The sequence below is a fragment of the Candidatus Neomarinimicrobiota bacterium genome (assembly GCA_021157965.1).
Lineage (GTDB): Bacteria > Fidelibacterota > Fidelibacteria > Fidelibacterales > Fidelibacteraceae > Fidelibacter.
Map to the genome: position 1 here is coordinate 113,973 of JAGGVO010000012.1, position 14,047 is coordinate 128,019.

The following is a 14,047-nucleotide window of genomic DNA, read 5'->3' on the forward strand; positions in this document are numbered from 1 at the left end:
GCTACATCTTTACTTTAATTGAATCCAGGGGTTTTAATTTGACGGACTGCCGCGCAGGCAGGAGTCCGGCAAGTGATATGATGGCAATCAGCACCAGAATAGTTAAAATCACATCCGGCAGCATAACCCGGACGGGGAGATAGGTGATGAAATATACATCCTGGGGTAGTTTAATAAAGGGACGGAACTGTTGCCAAAGCAAAAGGGGCAGGGAACCCAAAAGGCCGATCAGCATGCCAATACCTCCGGTAATCCAGGACAATATAAAATAGATCCTGAAGGCATCTTTATCCTGGAGTCCCATACTTTTTAAAATGCCGATTTCCCACTTTTTCTCCAGCAGAAGCATGATCAGGGAGCTGACAAGATTGAATCCTGCCAGGAGAATAATCAGATTCAGGACAAGGAACGTCCCTTTTTTCTCCATTTCCATGGCGGCAAAGAGTTCACGGTGTTCCTCCTGCCAGGGAATGCAGGGAATGTTATCCGGTAACAGAGCAGAAATCTTCTCCCGGGCATCCGGATCTTCAGAGCGGACATATATCTCATGCCATCCGGGATCATCAAGAAAATATTGCATATCCTGAAGATGGATCAGTCCAAGCATATCATCATAATTAAAGACATTCACGTCAAAAGTGTTTTTCAAAACAGCTTTTAAAATCGGGGCGGAAAAACTTTCGATATCGATGGGACTGATGAGTGTCACCGTATCTCCAATCGTCACGCCCAGGTCATAAGCCAGGCCGCTTCCCAGAATAATTTCAGGAAAATCGGTTCGGGTAATATCATCCGTCAAAAAACCTTTATAAGCGAGGTAAGGACTCATTCTCATCATGGTATCGAAAGTTTTCGGGTGGATTCCTTTCAATTGAATAAGGCGCTGTTTCGTTCCGGAAGCGATCACTTTCCGGTTCATCACCGGCATAAAAGTGTCTTCAGGAAACTGATGTTCCAGATCTTTCAACAATTCCTCTTGTTCTTCAGCCGTCAGGCTCCGGACATGAATTTTCAGATCCGGTTCCATATCACGGGTCCTCTGGGTAATCACTCCCTTAAAACCATTCAAAACGCTCATGGACACGAGAATCGCCATGGTTCCGACGGCTACTCCTACCAGTGTGATCAGGGAGGTAGCAGAAGCCATCCCCACCTTTCGGCGGGTTCTGAAATAACGAAAGGCAATGAGAAAATCTGTTTTCAGGGATTGCTTATTCATATCGCAATATTTCTACCGGTTTCACGGCTGATGCTTTCGCCGCCGGATAAAAAGATGAAACAAGGGCCAAAACAATGGCAGTGCCCATGACAATCAGAGCAATAAGGGGATTGATGGAAACAGGCACACGATCAATGAAGTAGACATCGGACGAAATAGTGAACCACCCAAAAGTCATCTGTCCCCATTCAATAAAAAGGGATAAAAGTACCCCCAGTATAGACCCCGTTAATGAGATAATCAGTCCGTCCATCAGAAAAAGTTTCTTTATACGCCGGGATGCCATCCCCATAGATTTCAATACCGCAATCTCCTTTTCCTTCACCAGGACGATCATTACCAGAGTGGAAATGATATTCACAGCCGCCACCAGGGCAATTAATCCAAAGATCAGGATAATGGGGAGTTTTTGTGTTTCAAGCCATCTGAAAAGAGTATAGTGCCGGTCCTTCCAGCTGACACTGTAATAGGGATAGGGCAGTTTATCCACAATGGCATTACTGACCCATTCCGTAACCTTTGTATCATCCAGCAGTATCTGATAGCCGGAAATCCGACCGGGCACTGTCAGAAAAGACTGCCCTAAATCCAGTCCGCCGTAGGCCAGAGATTTATCATACTCAGAGATCCCCGTGGAAAAAATCCCGGTAACAAGCGCCGCTTGTATTCGTGCCGGATTTGTGGGGGAGGGCAATCCTTTGATGAGAAGCAGGTCCACAGTATCGCCGAGTGACACACCCAGGATATCCGAAACGCCTTTTCCAAGATAAATTCCGTCTCCGGAGAAATCGACACTCCCGGCCCATGGTTTTTTGGACGGCATGAGGATGCGGCGAAAATCTTCCTCTTCCATGCATTCGAATAAAATGCCCTCGGACCGGTCCTGATACCGGATGATAATTTCTTCATCCAGATAAGGTGCAACAATCTGTATATGTGGAATGGTTAAGAGATTTTGTGTGAGGGATGTATCACTCCGGAAAAAAGAATCACGGAGATTAGATATCCGCAGATGGGCATCAAATCCCGTAATTTTTTCAATCATGTTTTCTTCAAAACCATTGAGGATACCGGCCGTGATCGTAAGGGCCGCCGTACCGATTACCATCCCCGTAACCGCCAGGGTACGGATAAAGGGGATAAAGCGATTGCCCCGTGAACGAATAAGGCTTCGATACGCCAAAAAAAATTCAAATTTCAAATGGTTTATCCGTTTTGGTTTTTAGGGATTTTCCGGTCGCATGGCCGGAAAGAGAATGACATCCTTAATGGAGGTCTGGCCGGTCATGAGCATCACGAGCCTGTCCAGACCGATGCCCACTCCTCCGGTCGGAGGCATCCCTGTTTCGACAGCCTGCAGAAAATCTTCATCCACCACTTGTGCTTCCAGATCACCCAATTCCCTGAGTTTTGCTTGACTTTCCAGCCGTTCCCGCTGATCCTCCGGATCATTCAGCTCTGAAAAGGCGTTGGCATATTCGTATCCGCCGATATAGAGTTCAAAACGCTCCACAAACCGTGTATTCCCGTCACGCCTGGTTTTGGCCAAAGGTGAAATGGCTTTGGGATAATCAATCACAAAAGTGGGATTTATCAGCCGCGGTTCCACAAATTCACTGAATAATTCATCGATCAACTGCCCGTAATTCCAGGCCGGATCAAAGTCCACATCCCGTTCCTTACAGAGTACTTTCAGTTCGGGAACATCATAGTCACGAATATCCTGCCCGAGGGATTCTTCAAAGAGATCAAACATGGCTTTCCGGGCAAAGGGACGGCTGAAATCCAGAGTTTCATCACCATACTTTAGAGTCAATCTGCCGGATTTCTCTGCAATGGTCCGGATGTAATCCTCCACCAGATCCATCATATATTCATAGTCCACATACGCTTCATAAAATTCTATCGCCGTAAATTCCGGGTTATGGGTCCGGTCCATCCCCTCATTCCGGAAATTTTTAGCAATTTCATAGACCTTTTCAAAGCCACCGATAATTAAGCGTTTCAAATAGAGTTCGTCAGCAATTCTCAGGTAAAAATCCGTATCCAGTGCATTGTGGTGTGTTATAAAGGGGCGGGCGCTTGCTCCCCCGTAGATGGGCTGAAGAACCGGCGTTTCTACTTCCAGATAGCCCCGTGCGTCAAAAAACTCCCGGGTCCAACGCATGATATTTGCCCTCTGGATAAAAACCTCCCGGACCGCCGGATTGACAATCAGATCCAGATAGCGTTTCCGGTACCGGAGTTCCTTGTCACTGAAGGCATCGTGAAGCACACCGTCTTTTTCCTTCACAATGGGCAGGGGACGGATATTTTTACTTAAAAGCGTCAGGTTGTCCCCTTTAACCGTTACCTCTCCGGTCCGGGTTTTCATTACCACACCTTTCACACCGATAAAATCACCGATATCCAGCATTTTAAATACGGTATAGGATTCATCGCCGATGTCCCGTTGGGAGAGATAGAGTTGAATTTTCCCTTTGGCATCCATAATATGGGCAAAGCTGGCTTTTCCCATGATCCGGACAGACATAATCCGGCCGGCAACCGAGACTTGTTGATTCTCAAGGGATTCAAACTGTTCAACAATATCAGCTGATTTATGGCTTACGTCAAAGGCATAGGGATAGGGATTTACACCCATCTCCCGCAATTGACGGATTTTTTCTTTTCTCAGAGTTAAAATATCCTGGAGAGTGGAATGTTTTTTCTGATGCTCATTACTACTCATTTAAATTGCTCCTGTCTAATCATCCCGTTGACTGTGAGAATAGGCCAGCCAGGCATTGACAAACCCGTCCAGATCCCCGTCCATCACTGCCTGAATGTTCCCGGTTTCGTATTTGGTCCGGTTGTCTTTAACCAGGGTATAAGGCTGAAAAACATACGATCGAATCTGGCTGCCCCAGCCGATTTCCATTTTATCTTTTTCCAGATCGGCTTTTTTACTTTTCTCTTCCTCCTTTTTCAGTTGATACAGGCGGGATTTGAGGATTTTCATGGCCATTTCTTTGTTTTTATGCTGGGACCGTTCATTCTGGCAGGTTGAAACAATACCCGTGGGGATATGGGTAATCCGGATGGCCGAATCGGTTTTGTTCACATGCTGTCCGCCCGCACCGCTGGCGCGATAGGTGTCGATACGTAAATCTTTGGGATTGATGTCAACATCTATTTCGTCGTCCACTTCGGGGTAGACAAACACAGAAGCAAAACTTGTATGCCGCCGGGCATTGGAATCGAAGGGAGAAATACGGACCAATCTGTGCACTCCGGTTTCAGCAGAAAGATATCCATAGGCATAGGGACCCTTGACTTCTATTACCGCCTCTTTGATTCCGGCTTCGTCACCGGGCTGATAATTAAGAACCGTATATTCAAATCCCCGTTTTTCAAACCAGCGCGTATACATGCGAAACAGCATATCCGCCCAATCCTGAGACTCGGTCCCTCCCGCCCCGGGATGAATTACAAAAATGGCATTCTTTTTATCGTGTTCGCCCGACAGGAGTTTTTCGGTTTCCAGCGAGGTAATTTCATCCTCCAGTTTATCCAGGATTGCAGGGAGCTCCTCTAAAAGGTCCGGATCCTCGTCTGCCATCATGAAATGGAGATCCGCATCTTCCCGGAGTTCAAGGATGGTATTCCACCGTTTGATTTCGTATTCCAGGTCGGAAATTTCTTTGGTTATTTTTTGGGCTCTCAGGTTATCCTGCCAAAAATCCGGATCCATCGTTTTATCCCTGAGCTCTTTGATCCGCTCATTTTTTCTTTCCAGGTCGATATATCCGGCAACTTCCCCGATTTTATCCTTCAGTGTTTCAAAACGCTCTGAAAGCTGCTCCCGGGTTTGCATAATCTTTTTTTTATCCTCCTATATAAGAATGCTCAGGCAAGCTGAGCATCACACAGACAACAATACCTTGTAATATTTCCGACTCAGCGTGGAAATTTAAGGAAAAGTGATCATTCTGTAAAGCGTTTCGATACGATAGCTTCCGTATCCAGGGCTATGACCAGTTCTTCGTTTGTGGGTATCACAGTCACTTTCACGGGTGCATCGGGAGAATTGATTTCACCCTGCTTTCCCCGGATCATGGATTCATTCAGGGATTCATCCAGGCGAATACCCATGAATTCAAGTCCTTCCAGGGCTCCTTTCCGGGTAAGGGGACCGTTTTCACCGATACCTCCGGTAAAAATGATGCCGTCCACACCTCCCATGGCTCCGGCATAAGCAGCAATATACTTTTTTAGTCGGTAATTGTAAACATTCATCGCCAGGATTGCCCGTTCATCGCCTTTTTTCATAGCTTCTTCAATGTCGCGCATATCGCTTGACAAGCCGGAAATCCCCAGCATGCCGCCGTGCTTATTCAGCAGATTATTGAGATCACTGACATCCAGATCCTCTTTCGCGGCAATTTGCAGGATGACCCCCGGATCCACGTCACCGGAGCGGGTCCCCATTACAAGCCCTTCAAGGGGAGTAAAGCCCATGGATGTATCAATGGATTTACCGTATTGAACAGCCGCTACCGAGGCGCCGTTTCCCAGGTGACAGGAAATAAGCTTCAGGGATGAGATATCTTTATTGTACATCCGGGCAAATTCCTGGGATACGTAACGATGTGATGTCCCGTGAAAACCGTAACGGCGGATACCGTACCGCTTATAAAGTTCATAAGGGATCCCGTAAATATAGGCATAATCGGGCATCGTTGAATGAAAAGCCGTATCGAATACACCCACCATGGGCGTGTTCCCCAGGTGAGCCCTGGCTGCCAGGACACCCTTGATATTGGGGGGATTGTGAAGGGGGGCAAGATCGATGCACTCATTCAGAACATCCATCACCTCATCGGTGATAAGTATGCTGGCCTTGAAATGCTCACCACCGTGGACCAGCCGGTGTCCGACAGCATCAATTTCATCCAGGGATTTAATCACTCCGTGTTTTTCGCTGGTCAGAGCCGCCAGAATATATTCCAGCGCCTGAGAGTGTTCGAAAATCTCCCCGAAGAGATTAATTTTATGACCATCTTCGCGGCTTTGTTTTAATGAGCTGTTGCTCAGTCCGATCCGATCCACCAGTCCTTTGGCGAGAGATATACCAGCCTTTGTATCAATGAGCTGGTATTTAATGGAAGAACTTCCGGAGTTAATAACAAGTACTTTCATAAGAACTCTGCCTTTCAGAGTTTATTTTCTTTTATAAGTTTACCTGATTCGTCATAGACATAAAATCCTTTACCGGTTTTAAGTCCGTAATGACCTGCCCGTACCAGTTTTTTCAGGATGGGACAAGGCCGGAATTTCAAATCCCCCAATTCATGAAACAGAACATCCATACAGAAAAGAACGGAATCGAGTCCCATGCTATCGGCCAGTTCCAGGGGACCTTTACGGAGTTTATACCCCAGTTTTATGGCGGTATCTACACCCGTTATAGTGGCAACCCCTTCCATCACCACATGCATGGCTTCATTGATCATGGGCATGATAACCCGGGTGGTCACAAAACCGGGATATTCATAGACTTCCACAGCCGTTTTACCCAGCTGTTCCACAAAATCGTGAATTTTCTTGTATGTTGTATCCGAAGTGTGGAGCCCGCGTACTACTTCAGTAAGAGGAATTTTAGGTACAGGATTGACAAAATGGAGTCCCACCACCTTATCGGGACGTTTCGTAGCGTTGGCAAGTTCGGTAATCGACAACGTGGATGTACTGGTCACGAAAATGACTTTGGGGGATACATTGGAATCCAGTTTCTGAAAGATTTCCTGTTTCAGCTTGAGGTTTTCCGGAACGGCCTCAATGACGAGATCAACGGAAGACACCGCATCAAAATCACCGGTGAACTGTGTTCGGGACGTAATCGCTTTCTTTTCGCCTTCCGTCATACGCCAGCGGTTGATTTCGTCCCGCATTTCGGCAAACATCAATTCCCGGGCTTTATGAGCTTCCTCCTCATTTTTTTCCACGGCAAGCACACTAATGCCCTTGGAGGCAATGGCCCAGGTGAGTCCCCGACCGATAACGCCCTGACCGATAATTGCCACGGAATTAATCGAGTTTTTGTCTGATGAAGACATCTGATCCAGCTTATCCTGACTAATCAGTTCATCCAATTTCCCATTATTTGTCACAATTCCTCCTTGTCCGGCAGATTATTTTAACGACGAAGCAATCGATGAAAACAAAGAGTGGTTCTGCCTTTATCACTGTCCACAAGTATCATTAACATATCATTCAGCCGTCGTGATTTCACGCCAGTGAATATAAAAATGAGAAACGGGAAAACCAACGACATTGAAATAGGATCCATCGATCCGGGAAACAAGGGGGATGGAAATATTCTGAATGCCATAGGCGCCTGCCTTGTCAAAGGGTTTGTTTACATCGACATAGCGTATTATTTCATCCTCTGTCAGGTCCCGGAAGGTGACATCCGTCTTTTCATATCCGGTATATTCCCTCTTTTTCAGGGGATAAAAAATGGATAAACCTGTTATGACGGTATGGGTCTTTCCGCTGAGAGTTTTCAGCATGCGGATGGCTTCGTCCCGGTTGGCAGGTTTTCCCAACAGAAGTCCTTTGTATGTGACAACGGTATCGGCTGAGACGATCACTTCCTTAGGAAACCGGAGTGATACATCCTTTCCCTTGGCATAGGCAGCCGCCATGGCAAAACGGACCGGATTTTTTTCTTCCAGTATTTCCTCCCGGAAACCGGATGGAAAAACCCGGACGGAAAAACCCATCTCTTTTAAAATATCTTTTCGCCGGGGGGATGCGGACGCAAGGACAATGGCAGGCAATTTTGAAACACTCATGGTAAAATCACCAGTTTTCCCCGGCAGGAAGACTCTCCGGCATCATGTTTCAGGGACAGTGTATACATATAAATACCGGCAGCCGGCCACTCACCATAGCGATCCCGGCCATCCCAAGGAATCCGGTTAAACCCTTTCTCAACAAATCCTCCATGAAGAGATTGCAGCAGCGAACCGGACAGGGTGTAAATTTTTATCTCTGCCTCCCCGGCCTGCATATTGTGAAAGGTGAACTGGGTGGATTCCCTGAAAGGATTGGGAAAATTCATGACATCGGTGAGAATACTCTCACCGCTTGAAACAACCAGCAAATAAAATGTTTCACCGGAAAAATTATTAAAATTGTCAAAAGCTGAGATTTCGAGGGTCTGTTCACCTTCACTGAACCAGTCCCTTACCGGCAGGATAATGCTTCCCTCCTGCCAGGAATCTTTATCATAGATAAACTTTTGAGTCAGATTGGTTTCCGTTCCCTGCATCCGCATTAATATGGCATGTCCCGTCGCATCGGTAATATTGATACCGGAAGGATCTTTGATACGAATGATCAGATTCGCCGTATCGCTGACGAGGATTAAGGATGAAGCGAAACTTTCTCCCCGGGTCAGAAGAGTAATTTCCGGTCCGGCAAAGTCTGATGATACCGTATCGGAACAGCCGGCCAGAATCAGGCTATCGATAAAAGCGGCGCCTTCGATACGATAATCCGGAGATGCATAGCGCAGGCGGATTTTTCCGTTATTTCCCTCATACCGGATATCCTTGGGAATCATGAAACGCGCATTGAACTCCCCGTCTTCAATGCTAATGGCACCGGTGAAAAGCCGGAAACCGGGAAGTGTGTAATACAAGGTTCCGGTCCGGTAAGTCCCCCCGGATAAATACCGGTAATCCCGGGCAATCTGTTTATCCGAATCCACAAGTTCTATCCAGCCGGTTAACCCTTCATCAGTAATTTTCTCCTGCTGCAGGTCAAGGACAGATCCTTTCACGCTGACCAGGCTCAGTGCTTTCAATGTATCCTGGTTTTCCACGTGGATTTCCCCACCCATTTGGGGAATAGCCAGCATAAGGGCCGGATCTCCGAAATACTGGAATTTGGACACATTCAAATTACTCCAGGCCTGAATTTTACCCTGAAGATATGCATTTCCCACAGTGACACAGCGGGTACTGTTTTGGGCATCCGGAAAGAGAGCGTTGTACATTTTCCGGGTGAAATCCACATTATCCAGGTTTATTACACCGCGGGTGCTGGCGATTGCACCGATTGCTCCGTTATCTGTGAGGTTAACCATCTCTTCGGCCATACTCTGGATTCCAATGTAATCCGAACGGCCCCAGTCGCAAGTAGCTGCCACAATAAAGGGATACATGCCGTTTGTCCGTACCTGGTTCAGATCCCGGTCCTTCGTAAAAACATATTCCTGGGCCCAGACAAAGGGGGAACCATGCCCGATGTAATTCATGAGGACCGTTCCTTGTTGAAAAGCTTCCAGGATGGCTTCCCGGGCGCCTACCCGTCCCATAGACCCAATCGTGGGATCATAAAGTTCGGGGAATTCAGTCAGATAGATTTTGTGAAATTTCATGGCTTTCGGCAAAACAGGCAAAATCTTATACTCTGTATCTTTGATAAATTCCGGTTCGTTTGGCCAGGGATTGGTCGGATCATCAGCCACAAGGGTTGCCCGCATCTGCCATTCACCCGGCGTTTTCCGGGTTTCATAGTCTATGATTTTTTGGACGTAGTTTTGAGCCTCCTCCGGGGAATTCACCGGAATTCTACCGACAGCCATATCAGGACTTTCATCGGATACGCTGCTGAGGTAGACAAAGGGATCATCCGTATTCCGGGTATGAATGATTGATCCGGCGGATATGGCATATTGGGGAACGAATATTTTGGATTTGCCCGAAATATTCCTGTAATCATAATCCCCATCCCCCAAAAGAACCAGATAAAAGGGAGAAGGCTGAGGTGCTCTTTGAGTCATATCATAAAGCAGGTTCCGGATGGCATGGGGATCCTGATTCCCACCACTGTATCCGGCATAAATTTCATCCATGGTGTAAATACTTACAGAAAGGGGATACGTGGGATGGTTTTCCCGGTATTCTTTCAGTCGCTCCGCTGCCGGTAAAAAATCTTTGTGTGTAACAATCACCATATCCGTTTGTTCAAAAGATTCCGGAAGCAAAGGACTTATATCAGAAACACTCATAAAAAGGGGTTCTTTAAAGTGCGATTCGGAAAGCAGCAGATAATCGGCTTCCAGAGAGGTCCGTTCATGGGCTACTGTGAAAGAGGATTGATTTTTTATCTGATACCGGGGATTCAGGGGATCGGACACATCGAACACATACACCAGGTTTCCGGAGAACCCGGAAACGGAAAATTTCAATGGAGTATTGGCAACCGGATGCCAGATACGTAAAAAATCATCAGTGGCATCCAGCTTCATGGGATATATGATTTCTACAAAATCAAGAAATGCTTTGGTATTATCACCGTTGCCGGTGTACTCAATCAGCAGGGTATTGTTTTCCTGAAGTATGCCTGAATTTATCTGAAAAACCTTGGATGCATCATTATAATCGTAAGCCGTAATAACACCCCATATCACTTCATTGTTCAAAGTGAATTCAAAATCATGACGGTGTGTCGAAAAGCCTGTTTTTGATGCACCGGCGACGCCAATACGGATATAAGCATTTTCGCAGTATTCAGGAGCCGGATTGAACAGGGCGAGCTGTATTGTTCTCAGGGCGCCCGGACCGCTGAAGGATTCGCCATACCAGTCCGTTCCTCCCTGAATCAGATTGACTTCATCCTTTTCATAATGCATCCGTCCCCAGGCATAGGAAACATTGACGGCGTTCGAGCCGGTGTTTTCCTGAATCGGGGACATTCTTTCAGAATTTGGATCCGGTATATCGGCAATAAACAGCCAGTAATGATTCACCGTTTCATAAGGATTTGTTTCAAATGCAGCATACTGGGGACCGTCTTCAGACAGGGAATACCACCCGGAAACACTTTCCCCGAAAAAGAGAATTTTATCCTGTCGTTGCATGGGCTCTTCCGTATTTCCTGTGATGAGTAGAGGAATTTCACGGATATATGGGCTTTCAGGCAGGACAAGGGTATATGGACGGCCACGCGTGGCGCTGACATACATGTGAATTCTGTTTTTATCCAGTCCGGAGAGAACCAGGCCGTTTTCTTCCAGGTATTGACCGCTGATTTCATAAATCCCTGTTTCCCGGACTCCCAGCTGGTACCATGTTCCATTTTCTGCAAATCCCATTACTTTTTGAAGTTGTTGAGATACTTCAGGAAGTGTTATACGGACATCTTCCGGATTAATAACCACATTCCGGAAAAAAGCCTCTTCCTCCGGTGCCGGCGGACGGGTCTCCTTTTTTTCCGGAACCGGCTTCATGTCAAGAATCAGCCGGGCATCGGTAATAAATTCACCGGGACGGGCAAAAGGATCCACAATCAGGTCTGTCAGGGGAACGGTTCTGAAGATTCTCACCGGGGAAAAACGAACAAATTCACCGGGGGAATTTTGCCGGTTTTTTTCAAAAGGCACGGATTCCAAAACCTGAAAACTCACATCCGGCTTGCCTGTCCGTGTCAAGGCCAGGGGCAATCGAAGCACACGGGTCAGGCGGACAGAGTCATCCCGGGTTGCATTGGACTGGGAAAAAGTGAGCCGGTGTCTTTCCCGCCCTTCTATCCAAAGAGTCTCGTAATCAGGATTGGAAAAACTCAAATGAAGAATCAGTTGATTTTCCCCGGCGGTTTCCCGGACAATTCCATCAGGCAGTCCGGCCAGGATGAAAGCGGGGATCAACAGCAATAAGATGTATTTCAAGTGAATTTTCATTTTTCTCGGTGTTTTGGTATCATACTCCGGGGCGTTTATGAAGTTCCATCTCCAATCAGTTCCAGATCATATTCCGATACTTCAATACAGAGTGTATGCTGAATATGATCAATGTTCACATACATGCGGGATCTATTCTTGATATCTTTCACAATACCTTTCATCCCGATAAAAGGACCGGAAACAACCCGCACCTTATGGCCTGTCTTTATGACTTTATTCACCACCTCAAAGGTTTCAGGGCGTTCAAGCATCCTGTGGATAAAATCGATCTGGAAATCGGGGATATGGGCCATTTGTCCCTGAAAGGTGATAAAGCCCTGAACGCCCGGCACATCCAGAACATAGTATTTCAAGCGCTGGTCCATATTGATAAAGAGGTATCCTGAGAAAAGGGGCAATTCGATGATTTTGTAGCGATCCGACCAACGGCGTCTGCGTTTGACCATCGGCAGATAAACTTCGTAGCCCTGTTTCAGCAGTTCATCACGAATCGTCCGTTCATGTCTGGCTCTGACATGCACAGGAAACCAGAGCCGTTCTTCATTTTCCAGTTTTATCATGTTTCAACAGCTCATTCAGTTTCAGCAGTTCGGGATAATATTCATTTACTTTGGCAATAATTTCCTCATCCATCGTGATTTTATCCGGCCAGCGGCGTGTAAATCCTTCTTCCGGCATTTTTCGGGTTCCGTCAATTCCCATTTTACTGCCAAAGCCCGGCTGTGTGGATGCATGATCCAGATTATCCACCGGTCCCCGGGTAAAAAGAATATCCCGCCGGGGGTCAATATGGTTCAGAGCAGTCCACCAGGCTTCAGATGGATTCTGAACATTCACCTCTTCATCCAGAATCACAATTACTTTGGCCAGCATCATGAGTCCCAATCCCCACAATCCTTGCATCACTTTATAGGCATGTCCGGGATATTGTTTTTTTATGGAGACAAACACCAGATTATGAAATACCCCTTCCGGAGGCATGTGGTAATCCCGGATTTCAGGCATGATCATTTGGGCCAATGGCAGGAAAATCCGTTCGGTGGCATATCCCAGCCAATAATCTTCCATGGGAGGAACCCCGACAATTGTGGACGGGTAAACGGCATCTTTCCGGTGAGTGATTGCCGTGACATGAAAAACCGGGTATTCATCCTCCAGGGAATAAAATCCCGTATGATCCCCAAAGGGTCCTTCCGTGCGGAAAGGTTCCCGGGGATCCACATATCCTTCGAGGATGAAATCCGCATCTGCAGGAACCATCAGGTCAGATGTTATACTTTTCACCAGGTGAACAGGTTTTTTTTGCAGAAATCCGGCAAAAAGGTATTCATCAATATTTTCAGGTAAGGGGGCTGTAGAGACATAGGTCAGAACCGGTGGCCCTCCCAGAGCCACACAGACCGGCATTTTCTTACCCATTTTCCGGTATTTTTCGAAATGGGATGCCCCGTGTTTATGTTGTTGCCAGTGCATACCCGTTGTTGTGGCATCAAATTTCTGCATGCGGTACATACCTACATTCCGGATACCGGTCTCCGGATCTTCGGTAATTACCTGGGGAAGGGTGAAATAAGGGCCACCGTCCCGGGGCCAGCAGGTAATAACCGGCAGAGCATCAAGGCTGGCATCCTTTCCCGTCAGGATCACTTCCTGAACCGGTGCCTGTTTCACCTGTTTCGGCGGGAATTTAGCTGCTTCCAGCAACCGCGAAAAAAGAGATAGTTTATCCATAAATCCCCGGGGAGCCTTTTGCCGGATAATATCCCGGATGCGGTTGCCGATTTCATCAGGATGGGAAACACCCAATGCCAGGGAAATCCGGTCGGGAGATGCGAAAAGATTTTGAGTAACGGGAAAACCTGTCCCTTTAACCTGGTTAAAAAGGAGTGCGGGGCCACCATCTTTCACAAACCGATGGGATATTTCACTGATTTCCAGATACGGATCTACTTTCCGGTCAATTTCCAATAAATCGCCCCGTTGTTTCAGTTCGGCAATAAACTCTTTCATGGATGAAAAAAGCATCTAACCCTCCGGTTTACGGAGAAATTAAAAAATTATTTCAAGGGGAAAAAGAAAAGGTGTCGGCG

10 protein-coding genes are annotated in these 14,047 nt (G+C 46.8%); all 10 read right to left on the reverse strand.

Features of this window, described 5'->3' with window-relative positions:
* Nucleotide 1: 1 nt before the first annotated feature.
* Complete coding sequence (locus tag J7K63_01635; protein MCD6233726.1) at nt 2-1,219, reverse strand: ABC transporter permease; 1,218 nt, start codon at nt 1,217-1,219, stop codon at nt 2-4.
* Nucleotides 1,212-2,420: an ABC transporter permease gene (locus tag J7K63_01640; protein ID MCD6233727.1), complete on the reverse strand. Its 1,209-nt coding sequence runs from the start codon at nt 2,418-2,420 to the stop codon at nt 1,212-1,214. The genes J7K63_01635 and J7K63_01640 overlap by 8 nt, the downstream gene beginning before the upstream one ends.
* A 21-nt stretch (nt 2,421-2,441) precedes the next feature.
* Nucleotides 2,442-3,950 carry a lysine--tRNA ligase gene (gene lysS / locus J7K63_01645; GenBank protein MCD6233728.1) on the reverse strand — a complete coding sequence of 503 codons (1,509 nt, stop codon included), beginning with the start codon at nt 3,948-3,950 and terminating at the stop codon, nt 2,442-2,444.
* Nucleotides 3,951-3,965: 15 nt separating this feature from the next.
* The gene (gene prfB, locus J7K63_01650; GenBank protein ID MCD6233729.1) at nt 3,966-5,075 is read right to left on the reverse strand and encodes a peptide chain release factor 2; all 1,110 of its coding nucleotides are present in this window, start codon (nt 5,073-5,075) and stop codon (nt 3,966-3,968) included.
* Nucleotides 5,076-5,185: 110 nt separating this feature from the next.
* Nucleotides 5,186-6,400 carry an acetate kinase gene (locus tag J7K63_01655; protein MCD6233730.1) on the reverse strand — a complete coding sequence of 405 codons (1,215 nt, stop codon included), beginning with the start codon at nt 6,398-6,400 and terminating at the stop codon, nt 5,186-5,188.
* Between the two features lie 14 nt (nt 6,401-6,414).
* Entirely contained in the window at nt 6,415-7,317 is a 903-nt protein-coding gene (locus tag J7K63_01660) for a 3-hydroxybutyryl-CoA dehydrogenase (protein MCD6233731.1), read from the reverse strand.
* A 153-nt stretch (nt 7,318-7,470) separates the two neighbouring features.
* Nucleotides 7,471-8,058, reverse strand: coding sequence for a septum formation protein Maf (gene maf, locus J7K63_01665; GenBank protein MCD6233732.1), 588 nt, complete (start codon nt 8,056-8,058; stop codon nt 7,471-7,473).
* Nucleotides 8,055-11,942, reverse strand: coding sequence for a type IX secretion system sortase PorU (porU, locus tag J7K63_01670; protein MCD6233733.1), 3,888 nt, complete (start codon nt 11,940-11,942; stop codon nt 8,055-8,057). The genes maf and porU overlap by 4 nt, the downstream gene beginning before the upstream one ends.
* A gap of 47 nt (nt 11,943-11,989) precedes the next feature.
* Entirely contained in the window at nt 11,990-12,517 is a 528-nt protein-coding gene (locus J7K63_01675; GenBank protein MCD6233734.1) for a UpxY family transcription antiterminator, read from the reverse strand.
* Entirely contained in the window at nt 12,498-13,982 is a 1,485-nt protein-coding gene (locus tag J7K63_01680; protein MCD6233735.1) for a menaquinone biosynthesis decarboxylase, read from the reverse strand. Before J7K63_01680 ends, J7K63_01675 begins: the two co-directional genes overlap by 20 nt.
* Nucleotides 13,983-14,047: the final 65 nt, after the last annotated feature.

Excerpts from the sequence above, each read along its gene's own strand:
- J7K63_01675 (MCD6233734.1), bottom strand. The coding sequence starts at position 12,517 with ATGATAAAACTGGAAAATGAAGAACGGCTCTGGTTTCCTGTGCATGTC.
- J7K63_01660 (MCD6233731.1), bottom strand. The coding sequence starts at position 7,317 with ATGTCTTCATCAGACAAAAACTCGATTAATTCCGTGGCAATTATCGGT.
- prfB (MCD6233729.1), bottom strand. The coding sequence starts at position 5,075 with ATGCAAACCCGGGAGCAGCTTTCAGAGCGTTTTGAAACACTGAAGGAT.
- maf (MCD6233732.1), bottom strand. The coding sequence starts at position 8,058 with ATGAGTGTTTCAAAATTGCCTGCCATTGTCCTTGCGTCCGCATCCCCC.
- lysS (MCD6233728.1), bottom strand. The coding sequence starts at position 3,950 with ATGAGTAGTAATGAGCATCAGAAAAAACATTCCACTCTCCAGGATATT.
- J7K63_01635 (MCD6233726.1), bottom strand. The coding sequence starts at position 1,219 with ATGAATAAGCAATCCCTGAAAACAGATTTTCTCATTGCCTTTCGTTAT.
- J7K63_01680 (MCD6233735.1), bottom strand. The coding sequence starts at position 13,982 with ATGCTTTTTTCATCCATGAAAGAGTTTATTGCCGAACTGAAACAACGG.
- J7K63_01655 (MCD6233730.1), bottom strand. The coding sequence starts at position 6,400 with ATGAAAGTACTTGTTATTAACTCCGGAAGTTCTTCCATTAAATACCAG.